This is a genomic window from Salinisphaera hydrothermalis C41B8 (assembly GCF_000732535.1).
Classification (GTDB): domain Bacteria; phylum Pseudomonadota; class Gammaproteobacteria; order Nevskiales; family Salinisphaeraceae; genus Salinisphaera; species Salinisphaera hydrothermalis.
On sequence record NZ_APNK01000005.1, the window covers coordinates 115712 to 139514 of the forward strand.

Consider the following 23803-nt stretch of genomic DNA (forward strand, 5'->3'; position numbering starts at 1 on the left):
GACGACGAGGAACAGCAATGAGCATCGAATGCGGCGAGTGCGAACGAGATATACGTGGCGGCCACGCCGAAACATGCAGTCGCTACCTGGATCAGTGCGTCGGTGAACTCCACGACGTGGCCACCACTATTCAAGCCGACTACGAAGGCCTGGAAACAGAGCAAGTGAAGGCGATACGCGAATCCATTCGCTATCTCGAACGGATGGCGCGCGGGAACGTAGACCGACTGGCCAATGCAGCGGCGGGTGATCTGCCCGAAGGATACGAGATCACCCTGACAATGGAGCGCGACAGCGCGACGATCCGCGGCCATGGGTCGGGCGACTGGCACTGCGAACCGTCACCCGACAGCACTTTGGCCGGGCAGGTGCAAGACGCGATGGAAATGATTGCCAAGCATGACGCGATGCAACGGCAATCCGCCGTGCCGCCTCGTGCGTTCGATGCGCCGGCGGTTTTCGAAATCATCAACCCCAGCGACAAGTGCTTCTTCACGGCGGAGTCGCTGATCGATGCGGCAGCCGTAACGCTCATGCTTGGCTCGGGCAAGTATGGCGCCGAGCCACTTGAAGCCAACGTGCCGCGCGTTCCGATGTTCATTTTCGGTGGACACGACGAGTGGGCTCATGAGCAGTTCGGGATGACGGTATTTGGCCTGTTCGACCACGAGCAACATCACCGCTTAAACGAACTTGTTCAAGCACTCCGCAGCGTCCGATACCCCGAGGGATACGAGCGATCGAGCATGAACAATATCGTCGGTCGCGCGCATGAAATTGCCGAGGTGGTACTGAAAAAATACGAGGACGAAAAATGAGCCGCGGCATCAACAAGGACATCACCGCAAGCGACCTTTACCAATCCGGGATGAGTATCCCCGAGGTGTCCAAAGAAACCGGCATCGCTCGATCGACGCTTCGGTTTCGCTTCAAACGCCAGGGCATCCTCCGATCCCGGTCAGATGGTGTTCGCAATGCAGGCGAGCGTGGCCGCCTTGGCTCCGCAATGCGCGGCAAGACGCGCACGTTTAGCGCCACACACTGCCAGCGCATCAGCGAATCAAAACGAGCGGCGGCCGAAGCGACGGCAGTTGGAACTTCAGCACGTACCGACGGATACGTGGAATACACCCGAGGGCCGCATAAAGGCCGATCGGTTCACGTCGTGGCTATGGAAGAACGTCTGGGTCGTCGTTTGCGGCCTGACGAGGTCGTTCATCACATCGACGGTGACAAGCACAACAACAGCCACGACAACCTCGCTTTGTGTACACGGTCCGGGCATGCGCGCCTGCACCGTCGCGAGGAAAAGATTGCTCGACAGGAGAACCACAATGGCCAGTAAAGGCGTCAATCGCGCCATCATCTTGGGCAATCTCGGAGCCGATCCGGAGGTTCGACACACCGCCGGCGGCACCGCTGTTGCCAATATCAGCGTGGCTACCTCCGAGGTATGGACCGACAAGAACAGCGGCGAGAAACAAGAGCGTACTGAATGGCATCGAGTCGTTGCTTTCGCTCGACTCGCCGAGGTCATGGGCGAGTTCCTTAAATCCGGATCGAAAGTCTACATCGAAGGGAAGATTCAGACTCGGAAATGGCAGAACCGAGAAGGCCAGGACGTATACACGACCGAGATCGTCGCCAACGAACTGCAGATGCTCGACAGCAAGCCGCAGGGCAACGCCGGCGCGCAGAGCCGGGCGAACAATCAGGCCCAGAACTACGGCGCTGCCAGCCGCGGCGGCGCACCGGCGCGCGGCGGCCAGCAACGCCAGTCACCGCCGCAGTACCAGCCACCGGCCGGCGGTGACCCAGGATTCGACGACGATCTTGACGACGATATCCCGTTATAACAATGAGCAACGATTGGGACGAAGACGTCGTCGATGAAACGGTGCAGCGATGCCGCATCTGCCATCGGCGATGCAGTAGCGACCTGTGCGCCGACTGCGAGTGGCATACGGGAGGTGAGGAATGAGTGCTGAAGCGTTTCCGTTGTGCTGGCCAGCTGGCCGGCCGCGCACGAAAAGGCCACAACCGGCTCGGTTCGACACGTCGATGGCAACAGCTCGAGATGAGCTGCTAGGCGAGATAAAGCGCCTGGGCGGGCGTTTGCCAATCATCAGCACGAACATTCCATTACGCCGAGACGGCATCCCTTATGCGAGCGGCAAAGCGCCCGACGACGCCGGCGTGGCCGTTTATTTCACCTACAAAGACGCGCAGCACTGCTTCGCTTGCGACAAGTGGACCGCAGTTAACGACAACGTCCAGGCGATCCGAAAAACCATTGAAGCACTGCGAGGCATCAGCAGATGGGGAACTGGCGACATGATGGAGCGGGCGTTTACCGGCTTCGCCGCCCTGCCCGATCCGGAGTCGGCCGGCGGCGAGCACTGGTCGACCGTGCTGGGTGTGCCCAGCGATGCGAGTGACGACGAAGTGCGGGCGGCGTATCGCCGCGCCCGCAGCGCCGCGCACACCGATCGCGATACCGGAGACAACGCGGCATTTCACCGAGTGCAGACAGCTTGGGAGCTGGCCCGGCAGGAGCGCGACCTATGACTTACCAATGCCAAGAATGCGGCATGACGCTGCGCAAGCCCGGCGAATACCACCCGTTCGCTGCGTGCCTGATGTTCAAGGCATGCGGCGATAGCGACACCGTACGAGCCAGCCTTTCAGACGTACGCGCCAAGGGCCGGGCTGACGCCGAGGAGAAAAATCGAGGTGATCTGTATTCGATCGCATCTGACCTGCTGCATTCCGATGAGCTGCCGAGCTGGATCGTCGAAGACCACAAGCAGAAGACGTATTCGGCATCAACGATCGCGCGCATGGCGGCGCGCTGGAGAGACGTGAATAGGCATCGCGCCCTGCGCATCAAGTCGGTGATCGATGCCAGCAAACCGGCGCCGAAGGAGCGCCAGCCATGATTTTCCGATCCAGCCATCGGCGCACCAGCACAACGACGCGCGCCATTGATCAGTTTATCCGGCCGAACAAGCCGATTCGCTGCAATTACGCAGTATGGGATGGCGCGTTCCTGCGGCCGGCCATCGCCGGCGCGTCTCGCACTCCGGGCGGAGTCAAATACCGCCGGCTGATCCGCATGAAGCGGAGGATAGGCGGCAGCATACCGGATAGGTGGTAGTTATGAGTGATATGGATTACGACGAAATACAGGAACGCGCCGGAAAATTCAGGTGCATCGAGCTGCCGGGGCAGCCGATCATGATGCACATGGGGACGAGCTATCTCGTTGGGGATCTTGACAAAGCAGTTAGCAAACTCCGCGCCCGAGTCGCCGATCTTAAGGCCGAGAACGAGCGGCTGGAATGCCTTTGCGATATCCAGTACGCCGCGGGCGTTAAAGCTGGATGGAATTATTACGCCGCCGATGACCACGCGGCGATGCAGAAATGCATCGAAATGCGTCAGCGGGATGCGTTGCCGCGACTCAAAGAGCTACGCATGGGCCTGAACAGCGAGGGCGAGAAATAGCCCATGGACATGCAGCCCCGCGGCATCCGAATCAGCGAAGCACACCGTTATCTCGGCGTCGGCCGCGACGTGTTCAAGCGGGATTACCGACCGTATCTGACGGTGATGACCCACAGCGAACGCACAAAAATCGTTGATAGGCACGATCTAGATCGGCTGTTCGAATACTACAAAGCCCAGTCTCAGAAAGGACCGTCATGCCCCGACAATCTTCCGGACTCATCAAGCGCTGGTCGAAAGACGGTACCCGCTACGTCTGGTACATCAAGAAAGAAATCGACGGGCACAAGCTACGAGAAAGCACGGGCACGGATAACCGCATCGAAGCCGAACAGATCCTCGCGCGCCGCATCGACGAGCTGCGCCAGGAACTGAAATTCGGGGAAGCGCCCGAGATTCTGTTCGAGCAGGCGGCCGCGCGCTATCTGGAGGAGCACGCTAGCCACAAGGCGATCCGTCGCGAGATCGATGCGCTCGACATCTGGATGCCACACATCGGGCATCTGCCGCTGCGACAAGTGCATGACGGCACACTCAACAAGCCGATCAAGGATCGTCAGCGCGAAGTATCGAACAGCACAATCAACCGCGACCTCGCGCCGGTAAAGCGCATCCTGGAGCTCTCAGCACGCCTATGGCGCCACGAGTCGAACGGCAACCCATGGCTTGCGGTTCCGCCGCTGATTCGCACGCTGCCCACCAAGCACACGAAGCGCCCGCCCTACCCGATCTCGTGGGCCGAGCAGCGGCTGCTGTTCCCGCACCTGGATCCGCGCGTCGCGGCTATGGCCACGCTCGATATCCACACGGGCATGCGCGATGTCGAGCTCACGAGCCTGGAATGGAACTGGGAGGTCGAGATTGCCGGCGGGCCGCGCGGCTTTCGCCGATCCGCGTTTATCGTGCCGGGCTGGGTCACGAAGAACGACGAGCCGCGCGTCGTGTTTCTGAACACAGTGGCTCAGCGCATCATCGACGAGCGGCGCGGTGTTCATCCGCGCTGGGTTTGGCCGTCAATCCATCCGACGACCTACCACAAGCAGGCGACGGGCCGGATGCTCAACAGCAGCTGGAAACGCGCCCGCACCAAGGCCGCAAAGGAATACCCGTTGAAGATCGGCGGCGAGGCGCCGTGGGGTTTCGCGAATCTGCGCGCGCACGACCTGCGCCACACTTTCGGCCGACGGTTGCGCGCTGCGGGCGTGGGGAAAGAGGATCGGGCCGACCTGCTCGGCCACAAGCGCGGGGACGTGACGACCCATTACTCGGCCGCCGAACTGGAGCACCTGATCGAGTGCGTGGACAAGGTCTGCGAGGACGATGGCCGTCCGATGCTGCGTCTTGTCCGAACAAACACCTGGCGAACAGCGTGAGACGGTTACCGTCTCATTTCCGTCTCACGCTGCCCTGCGCGTTTTTCGCAGGCATCGCCAAGTATCTGAATTGTATGGTGGAGCCGGGCGGAATCGAACCGCCGACCTTCGCATTGCGAACGCGACGCTCTCCCAACTGAGCTACGGCCCCGTCAAGCTGTTTCGTTACCGGGCAACCCTGGCTAACGAGCGGCGTATGATAGCAGGCTTATTGCCGTTGCCAACCCCCATAGCGCAACTCACTACGACAATGACCGGTCAGCGTCCGGCACGCCAAGCCCGGGCGCACCGGATTGGCCCGCTCCCACACCGGTATCAGGGCGCGTCTAGCGGGCCTACGCCAGTACGCTAACCCATCAACGACCGCATCGTAGAGCGCTCTCCAGCGGCCGACGCCACGTCGGGCGGTCAGGATGCCACCGCAAAAAACTCAGACGCCGCCGGGCATGAGCGCGCTCGCACGCGTCTGCTGTCGTATCACCGCGATCGGCCGCGATACGACAGCGGTTCATCACGCCTGGCGTTTGGCCCCTTCCGGCACCTGGCCATCGAGTGCGTCGGTCAGAAAATCATAGGCATGGTCGACGCTGTCGGCCTGATAGAACAGGCGCAGATCGTCATCGGCAATCAGGCCGAGTTCACGAAACACGTCGAAGTCGATCAACCGGCGCCAGAAGTCGTGCCCATAAAGGACCACGGGAATACGCGGCTGCTTGCCGGTCTGGATCAGCGTCAACATCTCGAACAGTTCGTCCATGGTGCCGAAGCCGCCGGGAAAGATGATCAGCGCCTTGGCAATATTCATGAACCAGAACTTCCGCATGAAGAAATAGTGGAAGTTGAAGTTCAGCCGTTCGTGAACCCAGGCGTTAGTGCCCTGCTCGTGCGGCAATTCGATGTTCAAACCCATCGACAATTCCGGGTTCACGTCGGCCGCGCCGCGATTGGCCGCCTCCATGATGCCAGGCCCACCGCCGGTACAGATGTAGTAATGCTCACCCGAGGCATGCTCGGCCATGGTCCAATCCATCATACGCCGGGCGAGTTCACGCGCTTCCGCATAGTAGTCGACGGTACCGTCGACCGGATCGTGATCGTGTGGGCGCAGCCGCGCCGAGCCCCAGAAGATCAAGCCATTGTGGACATCAAGCTCCATCAGCCGGGTGCGGGGCTCGATGTACTCGGACAGGATCCGGAGCGGACGTGCTTCCTCGCCGAGCATGAAATCCGGATCGGTATAGGCGTTCGACATTCAGACCTCAGGTGATTTAGATCATGCCGGTTGGCGGCAAACGCGCGAGTATATCAGCGGTAGCGAGGTCTTCCGGCCGGGCCGACATCTCCATCAAACGGTGGTTGAATTGTTCAATGCAGGCCTTATTACACCGGTAAGCGATAGCCGTGCATCGCGCGGCACGATCAATCAGTTTTCATCAAGGGAAGCCGACCATGCGAATGGACAAACTCACGAGCAAGCTCCAGCAGGCTCTGGCCGACGCCCAGAGTCTCGCCGTGGGGCGCGACCATAACGAAATACAACCGCAGCATCTGCTGCTCGCGCTGCTGGATGCCGAGGGCGGCACGGTGCGCCCGCTGCTGGATGGTGCCGGCTTGAACGTGCGCGAGATCCGCAACCAGGTCCTGAAGAGCCTGGACAACTTGCCGACCATCGGCGAGGCCACCGGCGACGTGAACCCGAGCCAGGCGCTGATTCGCGTACTCAACCTTTCGGACAAGCTTGCTCAGAAACGCGGGGATGCGTTCATTTCGAGCGAACTCGTCGTGCTCGCCATGCTTGAGGACAAATCCGAGACCGGCAAGATCCTCAAGAACGCGGGCGCAACCCGCGACAACCTGACCGCACAGATCGATACGATCCGCGGTGGCGAGAACGTTAACGACGCCAACGCCGAAGAACAGCGCGGCGCGCTCGATAAATACACCACCGACCTCACCGAGCGTGCCGAACAGGGCAAGCTGGACCCGGTGATCGGCCGCGACGAGGAAATCCGTCGCGTGATTCAGGTGCTCTCGCGCCGGACCAAGAACAACCCGACGTTGGTCGGCGACCCGGGCGTCGGCAAGACCGCCATCGTGGAGGGCCTCGCCCAGCGCATCGTCAACGGCGAGGTGCCCGAGTCGCTGCGCGACAAGCGCGTGCTGGTGCTCGATCTCGGCTCGATGATCGCGGGCGCCAAGTATCGCGGCGAGTTCGAGGATCGCCTGAAAGGCGTGCTGGCCGATCTCTCCAAGCAGGAAGGCCGCATTATCCTGTTCATCGACGAGATTCATACGCTGGTCGGTGCCGGCAAGGCCGAGGGCGCAATGGATGCCGGCAATATGCTCAAGCCGGCCCTGGCCCGCGGCGAGCTGCACTGCATCGGTGCGACCACGCTCAATGAGTATCGCGAGAACATCGAAAAGGATGCCGCGCTGGAGCGTCGTTTCCAGAAGGTGCTGGTCGACGAGCCGGATCTCGAGGACACCATTGCCATCCTGCGCGGGCTCAAAGAGCGCTATCAGGTGCATCACGGCGTGGACATCACCGACGGCGCGATCATTGCCGCGGCCAAGCTCTCGCAGCGCTATATCACCGATCGCAAGCTGCCGGACAAGGCCATCGACCTGATCGACGAGGCCGCGGCGCGGATTCGTATCGAGATCGATTCCAAGCCCGAGGAACTCGACCGGCTCGATCGCCGGCTGATCCAGCTCAAGATCGAGAAGCAGGCGTTGTCCAAGGAATCGGACGAAGGCTCGAAGGCACGGCTGGAAAAACTCGACGACGAGATCGCCGCGCTGGAGCGTGAATATTCGGACCTGGAAGAAATCTGGAAGTCGGAGAAAGCCTCCGTTGCCGGGGCCGCCAACAAGCGCGAGGAACTCGACCAGGCCAAGCGCGAACTCGAAGCCGCGCAACGCGCCGGCGACTACGAGCGCATGGCCGAAATCCAGTACGGCAAGATTCCGAAGCTGCAGCGCGAACTCGAGGAAGCGCAAGCCGCCGAGGACAAGCCGACGGACCATCAGCTATTGCGCAACAAGGTCACCGACGAGGAAGTCGCCGAGATCGTGTCGCGGTGGACGGGCATTCCGGTCAATCGCATGCTCGAAGCCGAGCGCGAGAAGCTGCTGCGCATGGAAGATTCGCTGCACGAGCGCGTCATCGGGCAGAACGAGGCGGTCTCGGCCGTATCGGACGCCATCCGGCGCTCGCGTTCCGGCCTGTCGGACCCCAAGCGCCCGATCGGCTCGTTCCTGTTCCTTGGCCCCACCGGCGTAGGCAAGACCGAGCTGTGCAAGGCGATCGCGAACTTTCTGTTCGATACCGACAACGCCATGGTGCGTATCGACATGTCGGAGTTCATGGAGAAGCACTCCGTGGCCCGGCTGATCGGCGCCCCACCCGGCTACGTCGGCTACGAACAAGGCGGTTACCTAACCGAGGCCGTGCGTCGCAAACCGTATTCGGTGATCCTGCTCGACGAGGTGGAGAAGGCACATCACGATGTCTTCAACGTGTTGTTGCAGGTGCTGGATGACGGCCGACTCACCGACGGTCAGGGCCGCACGGTGGACTTCCGCAATACCGTCATCGTGATGACGTCGAACCTCGGCAGCCAGCTCATCCAGGAGCTGTCGGATTCGGGCTACGACACGATGAAGGAATCGGTGATGGAAGTCGTGGCCCAGCATTTCCGGCCCGAGTTCCTCAACCGGATCGACGAATCCGTCGTTTTCCATCCGCTGGAGCGAGCGGAAATCCGTCGAATCGCCCGCATCCAGATGCGCGAGCTCGAGGCCCGGCTGGCCGAGCGCGAACTCACGCTGGAGATCACCGACGCCGCACTCGACAAGCTCGCGGAAGCCGGATTCGACCCGGTCTACGGCGCGCGGCCGCTCAAGCGGTCGATCCAGACACTGGTCGAGAATCCGCTGGCCAAGCGCATTCTGGCTGGCGAGTTCGTGGCCGGCGATACCGTTCGGGTCGATCTGGACGGCAGCGACAAGGCGGATCTGGCCTTCGCCAAGGCGGCCTGATCCGGCGGCCTGCCCCGCCCTGCAAGCCCGCGGCACACGCCGCGGGCTTTTTATTGCAAGAAAACCGGCGCCGGACCGGTCACTTGATTATCGCGACACCGCCCCACAGGGTCTCGGCACTTGTTTCAATCGGAACTACAGGATTGACCATGCATAACGTGACCGCCAATGGCGCAACGATCCCCGCGATCGGCTTCGGCACCTTCGAGCTCGAGCCGAAGGACGCCGAGGCGATGGTCGAACATGCACTCAAGGTCGGTTATCGCCATATCGATACCGCCCAGGCCTACAAGAACGAAGACGCCGTCGGCCGCGGCATCAAGAACTCAGGCGTCGCCCGCGAAGACATCTTCCTGACCACCAAGGTCTGGACCGATCGCTTTACCGACGGCGAACTGCAGAAATCGGTAGCCGAGAGCCTGGAACGGCTCGACACCGATTATCTCGATCTGCTCCTACTGCACTGGCCGAACCCGGACGTCTCGCTCAAGGAAACACTGGCCGCACTCAACGAAGTGCAGGACCGGGGCCTGGTGCGCAATATCGGCATCAGCAACTTCACCAGCACTCAGATCCACGAGGCGGCCGAACTCTCGGGCAAACCGCTGGCCACCAATCAGGTCGAGTACCATCCGTATCTCGACCAGAAGCCAGTGCTGGACGCCCTGTCCGAGCACGGTATCGCGCTGACCGCATACTGCCCGCTGGCCCGCGGGGAGGTCTTCAAGGACCCGACGCTGGAACGCATCGGCAAAAAGCACGGCAAGAACGCCGGCCAGGTGGCACTGCGCTGGCTGATCCAGCAGGACAACGTCATTGCCGTACCCCGTTCGTCCACCCCGGACCACGTCGCCTCGAACTTCGAAGTATTCGATTTCGAGCTGACGGAGGAAGAGATGAGCGAAATCAGCAAACTGCATTCCGAGGACGGGCGCATGATCAACCCGTCGTTCGCGCCTGCGTGGGACAACGCGGCCTGATCATCGCGGGCGATCGTCACCCGCAATCTGAAAAGCCGCGCTCATGGAGCGCGGCTTTTTTATGGCGGGTCGGTATCGCGCCACCGACGCCGATGCCAGTTTTTCTCAGGCGACGATCCGGGATCGGGCCAGCGCGAGTGCCGTAGCGGCGGACGTCTGTCCGGTCCGGGCAGCCTCGGCAAAGATATCGTCCAGCGTTGCTTCGATTCCTGCTACACGTGCAGCCACGCGCTGGCCGTCATAGCCGGCCGGATCGATTTCGTCGGCCACGTTGATTACGCCACCGGCATTGATCACGAAATCCGGCGCATAGACGATGCCCCGCTCGGCCAGGCGTGCCGCATCGGCATCGGTGGCAAGCTGATTGTTGGCCGCACCCGCGATCACGCGTGCCCGAATCGTCGGAATACTCTGCTCGCTAAGCACGGCGCCAATGCCACACGGCGCCAGCACATCGACATCAGCGGCCAGAATATCGTCGTTGGCGACAATCTCGGCGCCCGCCGCCCGTGCTCGCTCGATCGCGGTCTCGCTGATATCCGAGGCCAGCACTACGGCACCGCCCGCTCGCAGGCGTTCGACGACCCCCAGGCCGACGCTGCCGCAACCCTGTACAGCGACCTTGAGCCCGTTAAAATCGTCGCTCATCCCGGCAGCCCGCAATGCAGACCGCATGCCGTTGATCACGCCTTGCGCGGTATGCGGCGATGGATCGCCCGAGCCGCCGTCGGCGAGGCTGCGACCCACGGCGAAACGCGTCACGTCGTTGAGCCGAGCGATATCCGATTCACTCATGCCCATGTCTTCGGTGGCGATATAACGCCCGCCGACGTGTTCAACGAAGCCCGCCAGCGCGTGCATACCCGCGACGCGATCAGCGGGAAACGGCCCCATCACCACGGCCTTGGCACCGCCACAGGCGAGTCCGGCGCAGGCGGCCTTGTAGCTCATCGCCTCCGACAGGCGCAGCACGTCGGTCAAGGCCTCGGCCTCATCGCGGTAATGGCGGATGCGTACGCCACCAACGCCCGGCCCGCGTGCGGTGGAATGAATCGCGATAATCGCGCGCAGCCCGGTGGCCGGGTCGTGAAAGAAACAGACCTGTTCGTGGCCGTCTGCGACCATCGATGAAAAAACCGTCACCCGCGGCTCTCCATATTTCATAAACAATCGAGTCTGACGCCCGCAGCCGTGGCTGTCGATTGCCGGCTTGCAGCAACTGACGGCGATCGCGATACTCGGCCTGTTATTGATGCGATGCGCGCGACCCGGCTCGGTGGCTGCGGTCGTTGAGGGGCCTGGTCATGCAACGATTCCGCATTCTGCTTTGCATTGGCGCGCTGAGTTTCGCCGGCATGGCGTGGGCGCAGACTGATAACGGCCAAGCGACGGCCGATGGCGCCTCGACTGCCCAGGCCAGCAACGCCGCGGCCAGCACAGCCGGAGACGCCAGTGAGAGCGCGGCTTCCGGCACCGCGCCCGGCAATACGTCATCCGCCCCGTCATCCAAATCGGCTACCGCGAGTTCGCAGGCGGTGGATGTCGAGCTCAACAAACTGACGTCGGTACCCAATGCATGCCGGGCTTATCTGGTGACGCAGAATCTGACCGACCGCGCGTTCGATTCGTTCAAGCTGGACGTGGTGATGTTCGATAACAACGGCATCGTGGCCAAGCGTCTCGCCGTTCAACTGGGGCCAATGCCCGCCGGCAAAACCAGCCTCAAGGTGTTCGATATTCCGGGGCTCGCCTGTAAGCAGATCGGCCAGTTGCTGCTCAATGACGTTTTACAGTGCACCGTTAATACCGGCAATGGCCCGCCCAAAGAACGCCACGACTGTCTATCCCTGATTTCCGTATCGCAGCGCGGCCGCGTGCCATTCATCGAGTAGCGCCGGGGGCACCGTCGGGCGCCATGGAGTAGACAAGTGCTGCAAAATCTCGTCGAACTGCTCAAGCACCTCAACGACAAACTGCTGGTCGGGGGCCCGGTCGTGATTCTCCTGGGGCTGATGTCGATCGTGGCGATCACGATCATCGTCGCCAAGCTGATGCAGTTCCGCGCGGCCGGGATCAGCGACTTCCGCGCGGCGCGCGAAGCCCTCTCGCTCTACCGAACCGGCAATGCGCCATCGGCGCTGGCCGCGACGCGACGCTCACGCAGTCCGGTGGCCCGAGTCGCCCGACGCACGCTGGAACTCAAGGAACGTCAGAATCTGTCCGAGCCGCGGATGCGCGAGGAGATCATGCAATACGGGGCGGATATTCTCGAGCAGCTCCGTTCGCATCTACGCACGCTCGAAGTCATCGCATCGCTCGCGCCGCTGCTCGGTCTGTTTGGCACCGTGCTCGGCATGATCGAGGCATTCCAGGCGCTCCAGGCGGCGGGTAACCAGGTCAATCCGGCATTGCTCTCCGGGGGCATCTGGCAGGCGCTACTGACCACCGCCGTCGGGCTGGGGGTGGCCATGCCCGTGATGGTCGCGCTCAGCTGGTTCGAGCGTCTTGTCGATCGCCAGGCCCAGGAGATGGACAGCATCGTGACGCGTATTTTCATACTCGATCCGTCGCAGGCCGATACCGAAGCGGAACTCGATACCGATGACACCTTCGTCTACCGCCGCCCTGTCATTTAGGCGTACCGACCGACGCCGTCGCGCCCGGCTGATCGGCCTGACGCCGCTGATCGATGTGGTGTTCATCCTGCTGTTGTTCTTCATGCTCGCCTACAACCTCACCAACGAGCATCGAATCACACTGGATACCGCCTCGGGGAGCGCGCCTGCACACGGCATCGTCGGCGCCCTGCTGGTCGAGGTGCGCACGGACGGGGTCCGCTACGCGGGCCACTATGTGCCGATGAAGACGCTGATCGCCCGAGTGACCGCGGCCCGGCGCGGACATCCGGATCGCCGCGTACTGGTGCGATCGGGCAACGGGGTCACACTGCAGGATACGGTGCGCGTACTGGATGCGTTGTCGCAGGCCGGCGTCCAGGATATCTCGCTCATGAACACTGCGGCCGCGGCCGGCGGGCCTGCCTCCTGATGCGTTTTCGGCGCGCCCCTCGTTCGAACTCGATGGCCGCACGTCTGGACGACGCGGTATTGCCGCTGACGAATGTGGTTTTCCTGCTTCTGATTTTCTTCATGCTTGCGGGCCGGCTGGCCACCCCATCGCCGCTGGGCGTCAACCCGCCTCACTCGACCAGCCCAACCCCTGCAGACCGACAAGGTATCGAAATCTCGCTGGCGGCCGACGGCCGCGTTGCCCTGGACGACCAACCGATACAGAAAGATGCACTGGAAAATGCAGTGCAGCAACGACTGCAACGCCAACCGAACACGCCGGTCCGCCTGCGCGCTGATGCCGGCCTGCCCACGAGTCGCGTCGTGAAGCTCATGGACGTATTGCGCGCGGCCGGCGCCCATCGCCTGCGGCTCGTGACCCAGTCAACCCAAGGATAATGCGGATTTCGCGGCGGCAATGGCTGATCGCGATCGGCTGCGCGACGCTGCTGCATGTGCTGCTGGTCGCGTTGCTGATCTGGTCGCCGTCTGCGCCGCCCCCATCGCCGAACACGTCGCGCGGCGTGACGGTGTCGCTCGACCAGCTGGATACCTCGCCGCGCAGCATCAAGAACATGCCGATCGAGCAGTTGCAAGACAACAGCCACGAAGCCGGCCACACGACCAGTACACCCGCTTCGGCCGCGCCAGCGTCCGACAGTGTCGCCGCAGCGGACGCGCCGATCGATGCAGCCGAGCCGGTCACACCGACGATCGGCAATGCGCCGAGCGGGCAGCCCGAGGCGATCGCCGCGGCAGAATCCAGTCCGCCGGACGCGGCGGCCGCCGAGGCGCCTCAGATCGCCGCCGCCCCTGCTGCGCCGGCCGCCGATGCCGGCCCGAGCGATGCGGCCGGTCCGCCGTCGATCGCGCCGGCGTTATCGGTGACACCACAACAGACGCTTTCGGATACCACCCCGGCACAGCAAGTCACGGCGCACGACGCCACCCAGCCAGCCGGCGCCAGCCGCCAGGGCGCCTACGGCAATCGCGAGCAGGCCACGGACGACTACATCGCCGAACTACGCGCCTGGCTGGGCCGACATAAGCACTATCCGGACGAGGCCAGAAAGAACCATACGGAAGGCACGGTGAAGCTGTTCCTCGCCGTCGATGCCGATGGTAAGGTGTTGGAAAGCCGGATTGCCTCTTCTTCCGGGTCACCAACGCTGGATGCCGCCGCCCGCCGAATGCTGGCGGCGTCGCGCCCGTTGCCCCCGATGCCGGCCGCCGCGCAACGCAATCGGCTGGAGCTGATCATCCCGATCGTCTTCAAGCTGCACGAATAACCGCTTCGGGCAAGGTCACCCCCCACCACTGAATCGGATCAGGCGAAACGCGGGAGGCTGCGACGCGCGTCCCGTGCTATCAAACCGCCGGCCGACACGCGCGGGCTATCGCCGCCCCCATGTCGAGCACCGTGCGATCTCACCAGGGCACGAGCTCGACACGACGATTCTTGGCTCGACCGGCGGCGGTCGCGTTGCTCGCGCTCGGTGCTGCATAACTCACACCCACGGGTTTGAGCCGACCCGGGTTGATGCCGTGTTGCTTGACCAAGGCCTGGACGACCGCCTTCGCCCGGCGTTCCGACAGCGCCTGGTTATAGGCGAAACTGCCCTGGTTGTCGGTATGGCCGACCACCAACAATCGTAGCTTGGGCTTGTTCTCGAGAAGCTTGGCGATCTGATCGACCATCGAGCGCGATTCCGGCTTGATACGAACGCTGTCGGTGCCGAAAAAGATACCGTGCAGCGCGACATGCCCGGTTTGTGTGAGCTGGCGCGCCATTTCGGCCGCATCCACCGAGATCGCCCCGACTTCTCGCGGCTGCGAGCGGGCCACGTCGAACTGAACCGCCAGCCCGGCGTCGTCCGGTGCGATCTGCAGGGCGACGTACTCGTCGCCGTTTGCACCGGGCCGCCGCATCGCACGATAAACCTGACCGGCCAGCGGTCCGTCGAAATGCGCGGGCGCCGCACGATAACCGGGCGAAACTTTCTGGAAACGCGGCCCGCAGGTCGCGCCGTCACAGGAAAACAACGGTTTGAACCCGGCCTGCGTCAGTTGTTGCGCAAGCGTTGCCGCAAGCGCCTTGGCCGACCCGGCATCGGGCATGATAAATGTCCGCTGCAGGGCCGAACCGTCGACGACCCGTACAGCCGAAATATTGCCGGGGATCCCGCCGAGTTGAACGATTCGCCCCACGATGAGCGGATAGGTGTTTTTCGAGCGAACTGCGGCCAATGGCTTGGCCTTCGCGGGCATGGCGATTGGCACGCTCAACGTCGATGGGCTGGCTGCGGCATCAGGCGGCGTGCCTGCGATCACCGCGAGGGCCGATAAAATAACGGTCAGGCCGGCGATAGCGCGCCAACGTCGGCCACGATATGTTCGCAAACGCTCCATGGGTGATTACTGTACGACCTGGCACCCCGGAAACAAAGCATACGCCAGCGCTTCTGGCTGTGGCCGTTCGCCAGAGCCGTGATCGAGACGCCGCCCGGCGGCACGGGCGCCGGGCGCGCAATAAAAAAAGCCGGCCCGAAGGCCGGCTTCCGTTCCCCCCAACCGTTCTTGTTATTGCCGCGGCTAACCCACCCGCTCGATGACGGTCGCGATACCCTGGCCCATGCCGATACACATGGTGGCCAGACCCAGGGTGCCGCCCTTGTCCTCGAGAATATGCGCCAGTGCCCCCGTGATCCGCGCACCGGAGGTGCCCAGCGGATGCCCGAGCGCGATGGCACCACCGCGAACGTTAATGACGTCCTGACGATCCTCGATGCCCAGCTCCTTGAGCACGGCGAGGCTCTGCGCCGCGAAAGCTTCGTTGAGCTCGATGTAGTCGATATCGGCCAGGCTCACACCGGCGCGCGCTAGCGCCTTCTGAGTAGCCGGCACCGGGCCGCGTCCCATCACCGACGGGTCGCAGCCGGCCACAGCCATGCCGCGAATCTTCGCCATCGGCGTCATGCCGAGGGCCTTGGCCTTGGCCGCCGACATGACGAGTACCGCCGCGGCGCCGTCGGAGATCGCCGATGAGTTGCCGGCCGTGACCGTGCCGCCTCGCGGGTTGAACGCCGGGCGCAGCGATCCCAGCGCATCGAGATTGGCATCGGCGCGTACGACTTCGTCGGCCTTGCACATCTGCAGATGGCCGTTTTCATCGACGCCGGCCACCGGCACGATTTCGTCGGCGAATTCGCCGTCGACGTTGGCCTTGTGTGCGCGCTGGTGGCTCTGCAAGGCGAACGTGTCCTGCGATTGGCGATCGATCTGATGGATATTGGCCAGCATTTCGGCGGTCAGGCCCATCATCGCCGCCGGCTTGGCGACATATCGCGACAGCTGCGGCGCGATATCCACGTTGTAGTCCATCGGCACATGGCCCATATGCTCGACGCCGCCACAGAGATAGACCCCGTCGATGCCGGCCGCGATGGCGCCGACCGCGGAATGGATCGACTGCATGGACGAGCCGCACAGCCGGTTGACCGTCTGCCCGGCCACCGCGTGCGGCAGCCCGGCCAGCAACGCGGCATTGCGGCCGATATTTAGGCCCTGCTCCTTGGTTTGCTGAACACAGCCCCAGATGACGTCCTCGATCTCGTTCGGGTCGAGCTTGTTGCGCTCGACCAGCGCTTTCATCAGTTCGGCCGAGAGCTGCTCGGCGCGGGTGTCGCGAAACATGCCGCCCTTGGAGCGGCCCATCGCGGTGCGCACCGCGTCGACGATCACGACTTCATTACTGCCATTGGCTTGCATGAGGTTCTCCGAAAAAAGGATGGGATGCGTGGCTGCGATTGACGCGCTACGACATCCGGAAATAGGTCTCGTGGTTCTTGGCCATGTCACGCATGCGCTCGGTCGGCTCGTAGAGCTTGCCCAGCCGCGCGTATTTGTCGGCCTTGTCGCAGACGGTAGCCAGCCCCTGGGCGTCGGCGTACTTGAAGGCGCCGCCGCGGAACGGGGGGAAACCGAGACCCATGATCAGGCCCATGTCGACTTCATTCGGCGTTTCGGCAATGCCTTCTTCCAGCGCACGGGCCGCCTCGATGATCATCGGGATCATCATGCGATCGACGATCTCTTCGGGCTCGAAGTCCTGGTCGTCGCGCTGGATCGTCTTGATCAGCTCGTAGGCTTCCGGGTCTTCGGAGCGCTTCGGCTTGCCCTTCTTGTCCTGCTCGTACTTGTAATAGCCCGAGCCGGTCTTCTGGCCGAGGCGATTGTTCTCCACCATGACGTCCAGCGACGATTTCTCGTCCTGCTTCATCCGGTCCGGATAACCGGCAGCCAGCACTTCCTCGACGTGTTGCGAAGTATCCATGCCGACTACGTCGGATAGATAAGCCGGGCCCATCGGCCAGCCGAACTTCTCCATCACCTTGTCGATCTTGGCGAAATCGGCGCCGTCAGCGATCAGCTGCTGGAAGCCGAAGAAGTACGGGAACAGAATCCGGTTGACCAGAAAGCCCGGGCAGTCGTTGACCACGATCGGCGTCTTGCCGAGCTTGTGGGCGAAGTCGACCACCGTCGCCACGGCTTCCTCGGACGTTGCCTTGCCGCGGATAACCTCGACCAGCGGCATGCGATGCACCGGGTTGAAGAAATGCATGCCGAGAAAATTCTCGGGGCGCTTGAGCGCAGTGGCCAGATCGTCGATCGAGATGCTCGAGGTGTTCGATGCGAGGATCGTCTGGTCAGAGACTTTCTCTTCGGTCTCGGCGAGCACGCTCTTCTTGACCTTGGGGTTCTCGACCACGGCCTCGATCACCGCGTCGACGTGATCGAACTCGGCATACGACAGCGTCGGCCGGATGCGCGACATGCCCTCGGCCATCGCGCGGTTGTCCAGCTTGCCGCGCTCCACGCCCTTGGCGAAGTGCTTGGCGGCCTCTTCCAGCCCTTGGTCGATGGCTTCTTCCTTGATGTCTTTCATCAAGGTCGGCACACCCTTGTAGGCCGACTGGTAGGCGATGCCGCCGCCCATGATGCCCGCGCCGAGTACGGCCGCCTGCTTCACTTCATGCGCCACCTTTGCGTATTTCTTGCCCTTCTTCTTGATCAGCTGATCGTTAAGGAAGAGCTGGATCAGCGCGGCCGCTTGCGGGCTCTTGGCGACCTTGATGAAACCTTCGCTTTCGACCTTGAGCGCCTCATCGCGGCCCATCGAAGCCGCCTGGGCCATACGCTGAATGGCCTCGATCGGCGCCGGGTAATTACCCTTCGTCTGGCCCATGACGTAACCCTTGGAGGTCTCGAAGACCATCGCGGCTTCCGTGCGATTGAGCTTGAGCGGACCGGTCTTCTCGGCACGGCGGGCCTGCCAATCGAATTCGCCATCGATAGCCTTGGCCAACAGATCGCGGGCTGCGGCCTCCAGGTCGTCGTCGGCGGCTACGGCATCGACCATGCCGACCGCCAGCGCCTTCTTCGCATCGCGGTTCTTGCCATCGGCGATCCACTCGATCGCGTTGTCGGCGCCGATCAGCCGGGGCGCGCGCACCGTGCCGCCGAAGCCCGGATAAATACCAAGCCGGGTTTCCGGGAAACCGATCTGAGCCGATTGCCCCATGACGCGGTAATCGGTGGACAGGCACATTTCCAGGCCGCCACCAAGCGCCATGCCGTTGATGGCCGTCACGCTCGGGAACGGCAGATCCTCGATCGTATTGAACACGGCCAGCGATTCGGCCATACCGGCCTTGAGTTCATCCTCGGGCTTTTTAAAACGTTCACCGAATTCCATGATGTCGGCGCCGACGATGAATGCCGGTTTGCCCGATGTGACCAGCAGGCCCTTGATGTTCGATGCCTCGGCCAGTGCCTTCCCGGCCTCGCCGAGTTCGGCCATGGTGGCTTCGTCGAATTTGTTGACCGATTCGTCCTTCGCGTCAAAACACAGCACAGCGATATCGCCATCCACTGTGACCTTGAGTTTCGATCCTTCGTACAACATGGATTACACGCTCCAATAAACGAATAAAGACGCCGGCGCATCAACGGTTCAACGCCGACTCGTCGTAAAAACCTCGATCAATACGCTAGCGTATTGTCAATCGGTCTACAACGCCCGCGGCACTTTTAGTAACAGCGCTTACCGAGCGCAGCTTCCGGCACGTCGATGCCGGCACGCCGGGTTTTTGACAGTCATCAGCCAGCATGATTATCTAGCGCTTTATCCGCCGGATCAGGGACGTTTTCATCATGGCGCGTTCGAAGAAGAATCCCATCACGCAGATCCGCAGCGATATCGATTCGCTGCGCCGGAACTACACCGGGGCGCTGACGTCGGCCAATAAGGCGATTTATGACGGCATCGAGCAGCTCGCCGAGCACGAGTTATCGGCGATCCGCACCCATTACGAGCAAGCGCTGACCAGTCTGCAGACCCTTAAACGCGGTGGATCGCCGCGTGATCTGGCGGTGGCGCAGGTCCAGCTGCTGCAGGACACGATGGATCGCATTCTGACGAACGCCCGTCAGAGTCTGTCGATTCTGGAAAATACGCGACGTGAAGTCTCGACCCAGATTCGCGACAACCTGGGCGGCACCGACACCCGGGTCGAACAGATGAGCGAGGCGGCCCAGGAAGCGGCTGCGCGCGCGGCCGAGAAAGCACGCGCCGAAGTCACGCGCCAGGCGGATAGCGCGGAAAAAACAGCCGAACAGGCCGTCGAGCAAACCGCCTCCAGCGTACGCGACGCGGCGCAGGATGCGGCTGACGCCGTACCCGCGAGCACGACGCCGCCGGCGACGAGCAAGAGCTCGTCGAGCGCGAGCAGCGGCACCGCCAGTACCAGCGGCGGCTCGACCGCCAAGAAGCGCACCAGCACTACCCGGGCCAAGACCGGCGCGCGTTCCGGCGGCTCCGCCAAATCGTCCGGCGCCAGCGGCGGCACGAAGTCCAAGACCTCGACGGGCACCTCGAAATCGCGCGCCAGCAGCAAAACGAAGTCGGGCACGTCGAAAGCGTCAACCTCGAAGTCTTCCTCGTCGCGAGCCGCCTCGGGCAAGACATCGACGACCAAGACCTCGACCCGCAAGAGTTCGCCCAAGAAAACGAGCTCGAAGCGGGCTAGTACGAGCAGTTCCGGTACCGGCAAATCGACCCGAAGCGCCAGCTCGACCAGCAAGACGACCGGCACCAAGAAACGAACGTCCGGCGCCAAATCCACCTCGAGCCGATCGAAATCGTCGACCGCCAAATCGACCGCAACGAAACGTTCGTCGTCCGGCTCTAAATCCTCGTCCAACGGTTCCGGCAACTCCTCGAGTGGCGACAGTTCCGGCTCGACCGGCGGCACCGGTTCGTCCACCAGCTGACCCGCCGGCTCGATTGCTCACGGGGCCGCTCTCCACGAGCGGCCTTTTTATTGGATGCTTGCCGTGCGCTCATCCGTTCGCTGAATTCATTGCATGCTCGATCTCAACGATAGTTCCCAGCTTCTACGGCTTCTGGCCGAGCCCACACGGCTGCGCCTGTTGCTGTTGCTGGGACACGAGCCGTTGAGCGTGGCTGAGCTCACGTCGGTCACCCAGCTCACGCAGAGCCGAATTTCCAGTCACCTCGCGCGGCTGCGTGAAGCCGGGCTCGTCGTCGACGGCGGCCTGGGCGTCGGCAACCGCTACACCGTCGATGCCACCTGCTGGCCGCGCGACATCCGCCCGCTCTGGAACCTGCTGTCGGAACGCATCGACGACGCCCAGCTGGCCCAGGACCGCGAACGCGCGGCCGAAATCGCACGACGCCGGTCATCGCGCGGGGGCTGGGCCGAGTCGGTCGCCGGACGCATGGAGCGGCAGTACTCGCCGGGACGCACTTGGGAGGCGGTTAGCCGTTCCATGATCGAGCTACTCGATCTCGGCAACGTGCTCGACGTGGGTTCGGGCGACGGCGTGCTGGCCGAATTGCTGAGCCCGCGAGCACGGCGTTTCACCTGCCTGGATCTCAGCGACGCGGTCATCGAGGCCGCACGGCATCGCCTGGCGGATCGCGCCAACGTCGGCTTCGAGGTCGGCGACATGCACGCCTTGCCGTGGCCGGACGACGTCTTCGATCAGGTGTTTATGCTGCATGCCTTGAGCTATAGTGCGCAGCCCGCAATCGCGCTCGGCGAGGGAGCGCGTGTCCTGCGCCCCGGCGGCAGGCTCGTCGTCGCCACGATCGCACAACACGAACACGAGGCAACCGTGGCCGCCTACGATCACGTTAACCTGGGTTTCACTCCGGAACAGATCGGTGGCTGGCTCGAACAAGCGGGCCTCACAGTGCGCGACTGCGCGATTCGCAGTCGCGAGCGACAGCCGCCCTATTTCCGACTGATCACGGCCAGCGCCGACAAAAGATGAACGCAACCCGCCGACATCGTCGTCATCTTCGCTTGATCTTCGGTCTGATCTGGGTTCTCGTGCTGATCGGCCTGGGCCTATGGGTGTGGCACCAGGGGCTGACCGTGCGCGAAATCATGCGCTTGGTCTATGACTATGTGGTGAACAACCCGATCGCGCCGATCGTCTATATCATCATCTATGCCCTGCGCCCGCTGACCTTCTTCCCCGCCATGTGGCTCACGATTGCCGGCGGCAGCCTGTTCGGCTTTTTCCCGGGATTGATCTTCGCCCTGCTGGGCGAAAACGCCTCGGCCCAGACCGCTTATCTGCTGGCCCGATTCTTCCGTACGGACGTCGACGGCGACGGGCACTCCGACCGCAACCCGCGCATCGCGGCATTCCGTCGGCTACTGGTCGAACAAGCGTTTCCGACGGTTCTCGTGCTGCGGGCCTCGTTTCTCCCGTTCGACCTAGTCAACTACTCCTGCGGGCTGTTGCGCGTGCCGTGGCTGTCGTACACCGCCGGCAGCGTGATCGGCATGCTGCCCCCCATGGTGACGTTCGTATCGTTCGGGGCGACGGTGAATTTGCCTAAACTGCTCAAGCGTAATAGCTTCTCGCCCGAACAACTTATCGACAGTACCCAGCTCATGATCTCCGCCGGCCTGCTGGTCGCCAGCGCGATCATCGCGTACCTCGCCTATCGGCGCCGCAAGGCCCTCGCCGCACGCGCCGAGGCCGCGACGACGCAAGATACGAATTGACCCTCCGCACGGGCTTTTGTACCGTCTTTCATCGTTATCGCATCGAGGGGTGGGCGTGCGTTATCTGCTCGGCTTGGCCACGGGTTTAGCGGTTCTTTGGCTGCTGCTGTCAGGGCACTATGCGCCGCTGACGATGGCGCTTGGCGCCCTGTCCTGCGTATTCGTCGTCTGGCTATGCCGACGTCTCGGCATCGTGAGCCACGAATCGGTCCCGCTCCATCTGCTACCGCGCTTGCCGGGCTATACGCTCTGGCTGGGCCTGCAGATCGTGCGCTCGAACGTCGATGTGGCGACGCGCCTGCTGCGCGGTCGTGCGGCGATTTCGCCGCGCACGGTGATTATCGATACCCGGACCCACGATCCGCTGGGCCAGGCGATTCTGGCCAATTCCATCACGCTCACACCGGGGACGGTCACGGTCGGACTCGAAGACAACGAAGCCATTGTGCATGCGCTCACCGAAGACGGCGCAGCGGATATCGAAGCCGGCACCATGGCGCGGCGCGTCGCGCGATTGGAACACGGAGAGAGCTGACATGTTCATTGCCGGACTCATCGGCGTGGCAATGACCATGCTGCTGGTGCTCGTACGCGTACTCGCCGGGCCGACCGTTTACGACCGCATCCTCGCGATCAATCTGTTCGGCACCAAGACCGTGCTGCTGATCGCGCTCCTGGGGTTTTTCGCCGGGCGGCCGGAATTCCTCGACCTCGCGCTCACCTACGCGCTAATCAACTTCATCGGCACCATCGCCGTGCTCAAGTTCATGCAGTACGGCGATCTCGGCTGGGATAGCGATGCCCGGGACGACGCCGATGTCTGAATCCGTCGCTCGCTTCCGGGAGGCCCCGTCATGCTCGGTCTGATTGCCGACATCGTCAGCTGGCTATTGATCGTTACCGGTGCGCTCGCCTGCGTGATCAGCGGTTACGGCATGTTGCGCATGCCTGATCTCTACAGCCGCATCCACGCGGCCTCGGTGGCGGACACCGGCGGCATGTTGCTGATTCTGATCGGCCTCATGTTCCAGGCCGGGCTCGGGCTGACGACGGCCAAACTGGTGTTGATCGTGGTCTTCCTGCTGATCACCAGCCCGACTGCCACCCATGCTCTGGCGCGTGCGGCGCGTCAGGACGGCGTCCGCCCCGCCTCCGAAAAGAGAGCCCGCCGATGACCACCGAGATTCTGCTCAACTTCGGTCTGCTGGTGTTCCTGGTGGCCGTCGCCCTGGCGCTGGCCGGCATGCGGCACCTGTTTCCGGTGGCCATGCTCACCGGGCTGTACAGCCTGTTGTCGGCGAGCCTGTTCACCCTGCTCAACGCGCCCGACGTGGCGCTGACCGAGGCCGCCGTGGGCGCCGGCGTGACGACGGTACTGTTTCTCGCCACCTTCGGCCTGACGCGCGCCCGGGAGAAACCGGTCAAGGCGTCGCGCCAAGTCATCGGGCTGGTGGTCACCTTCGCCACGGGCGCAATGCTGGTCTACGCGAGCCTGGACATGCCGCATTTCGGCGCCAAAGACACGCCCGTGCAGACACATCCGTTGCGGCACGAATACCTGGTCGCCGAGCAACACGAGATCGACGTACCCAACACTGTCACGGCAGTGCTCGCCAGCTACCGCGGCTACGACACGCTCGGCGAGACCGCCGTGGTGTTCACCGCCGGGCTCGGCGTCCTGATATTGCTCGGCCGCAGCCGGCGCGGCAAACGATCCAACAAGGCGTAAT

27 protein-coding genes and 1 tRNA gene are annotated in these 23803 nt (G+C 63.0%); 22 read left to right on the plus strand and 6 right to left on the minus strand.

The window, feature by feature from the left end:
• The first annotated feature begins 17 nt into the window (after positions 1-17).
• The 8 genes from C41B8_RS05645 (at position 18) to C41B8_RS05670 (ending at position 4880) form a co-directional block, all read left to right on the plus strand.
• Positions 18-818, plus strand: a complete 801-nt coding sequence (locus tag C41B8_RS05645) for a hypothetical protein (RefSeq protein ID WP_037335262.1) — start codon at positions 18-20, stop codon at positions 816-818.
• Complete coding sequence (locus C41B8_RS20005; protein ID WP_084188545.1) at positions 815-1345, plus strand: HNH endonuclease signature motif containing protein; 531 nt, start codon at positions 815-817, stop codon at positions 1343-1345. The genes C41B8_RS05645 and C41B8_RS20005 overlap by 4 nt, the downstream gene beginning before the upstream one ends.
• Positions 1335-1856, plus strand: coding sequence for a single-stranded DNA-binding protein (gene ssb, locus C41B8_RS05650; RefSeq protein WP_037335264.1), 522 nt, complete (start codon positions 1335-1337; stop codon positions 1854-1856). Before C41B8_RS20005 ends, ssb begins: the two co-directional genes overlap by 11 nt.
• Before the next feature lie 121 nt (positions 1857-1977).
• Entirely contained in the window at positions 1978-2568 is a 591-nt protein-coding gene (locus C41B8_RS20635) for a DnaJ domain-containing protein (protein ID WP_037335266.1), read from the plus strand.
• On the plus strand, positions 2565-2939 hold the full coding sequence (locus tag C41B8_RS05660) for a hypothetical protein (RefSeq protein WP_156962428.1): 375 nt from the start codon (positions 2565-2567) through the stop codon (positions 2937-2939). The genes C41B8_RS20635 and C41B8_RS05660 overlap by 4 nt, the downstream gene beginning before the upstream one ends.
• A complete protein-coding gene (locus C41B8_RS20405; protein WP_156962429.1) occupies positions 2936-3157 on the plus strand; it encodes a hypothetical protein in 222 nt (73 codons plus the stop codon). Before C41B8_RS05660 ends, C41B8_RS20405 begins: the two co-directional genes overlap by 4 nt.
• 2 nt (positions 3158-3159) lie before the next feature.
• Positions 3160-3507 (plus strand): hypothetical protein, encoded by a 348-nt coding sequence (locus C41B8_RS05665; RefSeq protein WP_156962430.1) that lies wholly within the window; start codon positions 3160-3162, stop codon positions 3505-3507.
• A gap of 197 nt (positions 3508-3704) precedes the next feature.
• Positions 3705-4880, plus strand: a complete 1176-nt coding sequence (locus C41B8_RS05670; protein WP_037335274.1) for a tyrosine-type recombinase/integrase — start codon at positions 3705-3707, stop codon at positions 4878-4880.
• 75 nt (positions 4881-4955) lie between these two features.
• Here the strand turns inward: C41B8_RS05670 and C41B8_RS05675 are convergent.
• Together C41B8_RS05675 and C41B8_RS05680 are read right to left on the minus strand one after the other, a co-directional pair.
• Positions 4956-5031: transfer RNA gene (locus C41B8_RS05675), tRNA-Ala, on the minus strand.
• 360 nt (positions 5032-5391) lie between these two features.
• On the minus strand, positions 5392-6132 hold the full coding sequence (locus tag C41B8_RS05680; protein WP_037335277.1) for an LOG family protein: 741 nt from the start codon (positions 6130-6132) through the stop codon (positions 5392-5394).
• Positions 6133-6335: 203 nt separating this feature from the next.
• Here C41B8_RS05680 and clpB point away from each other — a divergent pair, with 203 nt between their 5' ends.
• Positions 6336-8921 (plus strand): ATP-dependent chaperone ClpB, encoded by a 2586-nt coding sequence (clpB, locus tag C41B8_RS05685; protein WP_037335279.1) that lies wholly within the window; start codon positions 6336-6338, stop codon positions 8919-8921.
• 149 nt (positions 8922-9070) lie between these two features.
• Positions 9071-9901 carry an aldo/keto reductase gene (locus C41B8_RS05690; protein WP_037335282.1) on the plus strand — a complete coding sequence of 277 codons (831 nt, stop codon included), beginning with the start codon at positions 9071-9073 and terminating at the stop codon, positions 9899-9901.
• A gap of 105 nt (positions 9902-10006) precedes the next feature.
• On the opposite strand, the gene C41B8_RS05695 is transcribed toward C41B8_RS05690, so the two are convergent.
• Positions 10007-11044: a Glu/Leu/Phe/Val family dehydrogenase gene (locus tag C41B8_RS05695; RefSeq protein ID WP_037335410.1), complete on the minus strand. Its 1038-nt coding sequence runs from the start codon at positions 11042-11044 to the stop codon at positions 10007-10009.
• 161 nt (positions 11045-11205) lie between these two features.
• Between C41B8_RS05695 and C41B8_RS19420 the strand changes: the two genes are divergently transcribed.
• From C41B8_RS19420 to C41B8_RS19425, 5 genes are read left to right on the plus strand one after another with little or no spacing between them, the layout of a single operon-like run.
• On the plus strand, positions 11206-11793 hold the full coding sequence (locus tag C41B8_RS19420) for a hypothetical protein (protein WP_051883137.1): 588 nt from the start codon (positions 11206-11208) through the stop codon (positions 11791-11793).
• A gap of 36 nt (positions 11794-11829) precedes the next feature.
• Positions 11830-12537 (plus strand): MotA/TolQ/ExbB proton channel family protein, encoded by a 708-nt coding sequence (locus C41B8_RS05705; RefSeq protein WP_051883138.1) that lies wholly within the window; start codon positions 11830-11832, stop codon positions 12535-12537.
• Positions 12503-12949 carry an ExbD/TolR family protein gene (locus C41B8_RS05710; protein WP_232226003.1) on the plus strand — a complete coding sequence of 149 codons (447 nt, stop codon included), beginning with the start codon at positions 12503-12505 and terminating at the stop codon, positions 12947-12949. The genes C41B8_RS05705 and C41B8_RS05710 overlap by 35 nt, the downstream gene beginning before the upstream one ends.
• Before the next feature lie 32 nt (positions 12950-12981).
• A complete protein-coding gene (locus tag C41B8_RS05715; RefSeq protein WP_051883140.1) occupies positions 12982-13368 on the plus strand; it encodes an ExbD/TolR family protein in 387 nt (128 codons plus the stop codon).
• Positions 13368-14258 (plus strand): energy transducer TonB, encoded by an 891-nt coding sequence (locus tag C41B8_RS19425; RefSeq protein ID WP_051883141.1) that lies wholly within the window; start codon positions 13368-13370, stop codon positions 14256-14258. Before C41B8_RS05715 ends, C41B8_RS19425 begins: the two co-directional genes overlap by 1 nt.
• 139 nt (positions 14259-14397) lie before the next feature.
• Here C41B8_RS19425 and C41B8_RS19430 read toward each other — a convergent pair whose 3' ends face one another.
• The 3 genes from C41B8_RS19430 to fadB form a co-directional block, all read right to left on the minus strand.
• Complete coding sequence (locus tag C41B8_RS19430) at positions 14398-15087, minus strand: OmpA family protein (protein WP_198025068.1); 690 nt, start codon at positions 15085-15087, stop codon at positions 14398-14400.
• 474 nt (positions 15088-15561) lie between these two features.
• Positions 15562-16737 (minus strand): acetyl-CoA C-acyltransferase FadA, encoded by a 1176-nt coding sequence (gene fadA, locus C41B8_RS05730; RefSeq protein ID WP_037335286.1) that lies wholly within the window; start codon positions 16735-16737, stop codon positions 15562-15564.
• Positions 16738-16783: 46 nt separating this feature from the next.
• Entirely contained in the window at positions 16784-18934 is a 2151-nt protein-coding gene (fadB, locus tag C41B8_RS05735) for a fatty acid oxidation complex subunit alpha FadB (protein ID WP_037335288.1), read from the minus strand.
• 248 nt (positions 18935-19182) lie between these two features.
• Between fadB and C41B8_RS19435 the strand changes: the two genes are divergently transcribed.
• The 7 genes from C41B8_RS19435 to C41B8_RS05770 all read left to right on the plus strand — a co-directional run bounded on the left by C41B8_RS19435 (position 19183) and on the right by C41B8_RS05770 (position 23802).
• Complete coding sequence (locus C41B8_RS19435) at positions 19183-20301, plus strand: phasin family protein (RefSeq protein ID WP_051883143.1); 1119 nt, start codon at positions 19183-19185, stop codon at positions 20299-20301.
• A 93-nt stretch (positions 20302-20394) separates the two neighbouring features.
• On the plus strand, positions 20395-21327 hold the full coding sequence (locus C41B8_RS05745; RefSeq protein ID WP_037335291.1) for an ArsR family transcriptional regulator: 933 nt from the start codon (positions 20395-20397) through the stop codon (positions 21325-21327).
• A complete protein-coding gene (locus C41B8_RS05750; RefSeq protein ID WP_037335293.1) occupies positions 21324-22073 on the plus strand; it encodes a TVP38/TMEM64 family protein in 750 nt (249 codons plus the stop codon). The genes C41B8_RS05745 and C41B8_RS05750 overlap by 4 nt, the downstream gene beginning before the upstream one ends.
• Before the next feature lie 55 nt (positions 22074-22128).
• A complete protein-coding gene (locus C41B8_RS05755; RefSeq protein ID WP_037335429.1) occupies positions 22129-22608 on the plus strand; it encodes a Na+/H+ antiporter subunit E in 480 nt (159 codons plus the stop codon).
• Position 22609: 1 nt separating this feature from the next.
• A complete protein-coding gene (locus C41B8_RS05760) occupies positions 22610-22897 on the plus strand; it encodes a monovalent cation/H+ antiporter complex subunit F (protein ID WP_037335295.1) in 288 nt (95 codons plus the stop codon).
• 30 nt (positions 22898-22927) lie between these two features.
• Complete coding sequence (mnhG, locus tag C41B8_RS05765) at positions 22928-23248, plus strand: monovalent cation/H(+) antiporter subunit G (protein ID WP_037335298.1); 321 nt, start codon at positions 22928-22930, stop codon at positions 23246-23248.
• Positions 23245-23802: a DUF4040 domain-containing protein gene (locus tag C41B8_RS05770; RefSeq protein ID WP_037335300.1), complete on the plus strand. Its 558-nt coding sequence runs from the start codon at positions 23245-23247 to the stop codon at positions 23800-23802. Before mnhG ends, C41B8_RS05770 begins: the two co-directional genes overlap by 4 nt.
• Position 23803 lies beyond the last annotated feature (1 nt).

Coding starts and splice junctions, on each gene's coding strand:
- C41B8_RS20635 (WP_037335266.1), top strand. CDS start 1,978: ATGAGTGCTGAAGCGTTTCCGTTGTGCTGGCCAGCTGGCCGGCCGCGC.
- C41B8_RS20005 (WP_084188545.1), top strand. CDS start 815: ATGAGCCGCGGCATCAACAAGGACATCACCGCAAGCGACCTTTACCAA.
- C41B8_RS19420 (WP_051883137.1), top strand. CDS start 11,206: ATGCAACGATTCCGCATTCTGCTTTGCATTGGCGCGCTGAGTTTCGCC.
- C41B8_RS05665 (WP_156962430.1), top strand. CDS start 3,160: ATGAGTGATATGGATTACGACGAAATACAGGAACGCGCCGGAAAATTC.
- C41B8_RS05690 (WP_037335282.1), top strand. CDS start 9,071: ATGCATAACGTGACCGCCAATGGCGCAACGATCCCCGCGATCGGCTTC.
- C41B8_RS05745 (WP_037335291.1), top strand. CDS start 20,395: ATGCTCGATCTCAACGATAGTTCCCAGCTTCTACGGCTTCTGGCCGAG.
- C41B8_RS19425 (WP_051883141.1), top strand. CDS start 13,368: ATGCGGATTTCGCGGCGGCAATGGCTGATCGCGATCGGCTGCGCGACG.
- C41B8_RS05680 (WP_037335277.1), bottom strand. CDS start 6,132: ATGTCGAACGCCTATACCGATCCGGATTTCATGCTCGGCGAGGAAGCA.
- fadB (WP_037335288.1), bottom strand. CDS start 18,934: ATGTTGTACGAAGGATCGAAACTCAAGGTCACAGTGGATGGCGATATC.
- clpB (WP_037335279.1), top strand. CDS start 6,336: ATGGACAAACTCACGAGCAAGCTCCAGCAGGCTCTGGCCGACGCCCAG.
- C41B8_RS05750 (WP_037335293.1), top strand. CDS start 21,324: ATGAACGCAACCCGCCGACATCGTCGTCATCTTCGCTTGATCTTCGGT.
- C41B8_RS05710 (WP_232226003.1), top strand. CDS start 12,503: ATGACACCTTCGTCTACCGCCGCCCTGTCATTTAGGCGTACCGACCGA.
- fadA (WP_037335286.1), bottom strand. CDS start 16,737: ATGCAAGCCAATGGCAGTAATGAAGTCGTGATCGTCGACGCGGTGCGC.
- C41B8_RS05670 (WP_037335274.1), top strand. CDS start 3,705: ATGCCCCGACAATCTTCCGGACTCATCAAGCGCTGGTCGAAAGACGGT.
- ssb (WP_037335264.1), top strand. CDS start 1,335: ATGGCCAGTAAAGGCGTCAATCGCGCCATCATCTTGGGCAATCTCGGA.
- C41B8_RS19435 (WP_051883143.1), top strand. CDS start 19,183: ATGGCGCGTTCGAAGAAGAATCCCATCACGCAGATCCGCAGCGATATC.
- C41B8_RS19430 (WP_198025068.1), bottom strand. CDS start 15,087: ATGCCCGATGCCGGGTCGGCCAAGGCGCTTGCGGCAACGCTTGCGCAA.
- C41B8_RS05715 (WP_051883140.1), top strand. CDS start 12,982: ATGGCCGCACGTCTGGACGACGCGGTATTGCCGCTGACGAATGTGGTT.
- C41B8_RS20405 (WP_156962429.1), top strand. CDS start 2,936: ATGATTTTCCGATCCAGCCATCGGCGCACCAGCACAACGACGCGCGCC.
- mnhG (WP_037335298.1), top strand. CDS start 22,928: ATGCTCGGTCTGATTGCCGACATCGTCAGCTGGCTATTGATCGTTACC.
- C41B8_RS05660 (WP_156962428.1), top strand. CDS start 2,565: ATGACTTACCAATGCCAAGAATGCGGCATGACGCTGCGCAAGCCCGGC.
- C41B8_RS05760 (WP_037335295.1), top strand. CDS start 22,610: ATGTTCATTGCCGGACTCATCGGCGTGGCAATGACCATGCTGCTGGTG.
- C41B8_RS05645 (WP_037335262.1), top strand. CDS start 18: ATGAGCATCGAATGCGGCGAGTGCGAACGAGATATACGTGGCGGCCAC.
- C41B8_RS05770 (WP_037335300.1), top strand. CDS start 23,245: ATGACCACCGAGATTCTGCTCAACTTCGGTCTGCTGGTGTTCCTGGTG.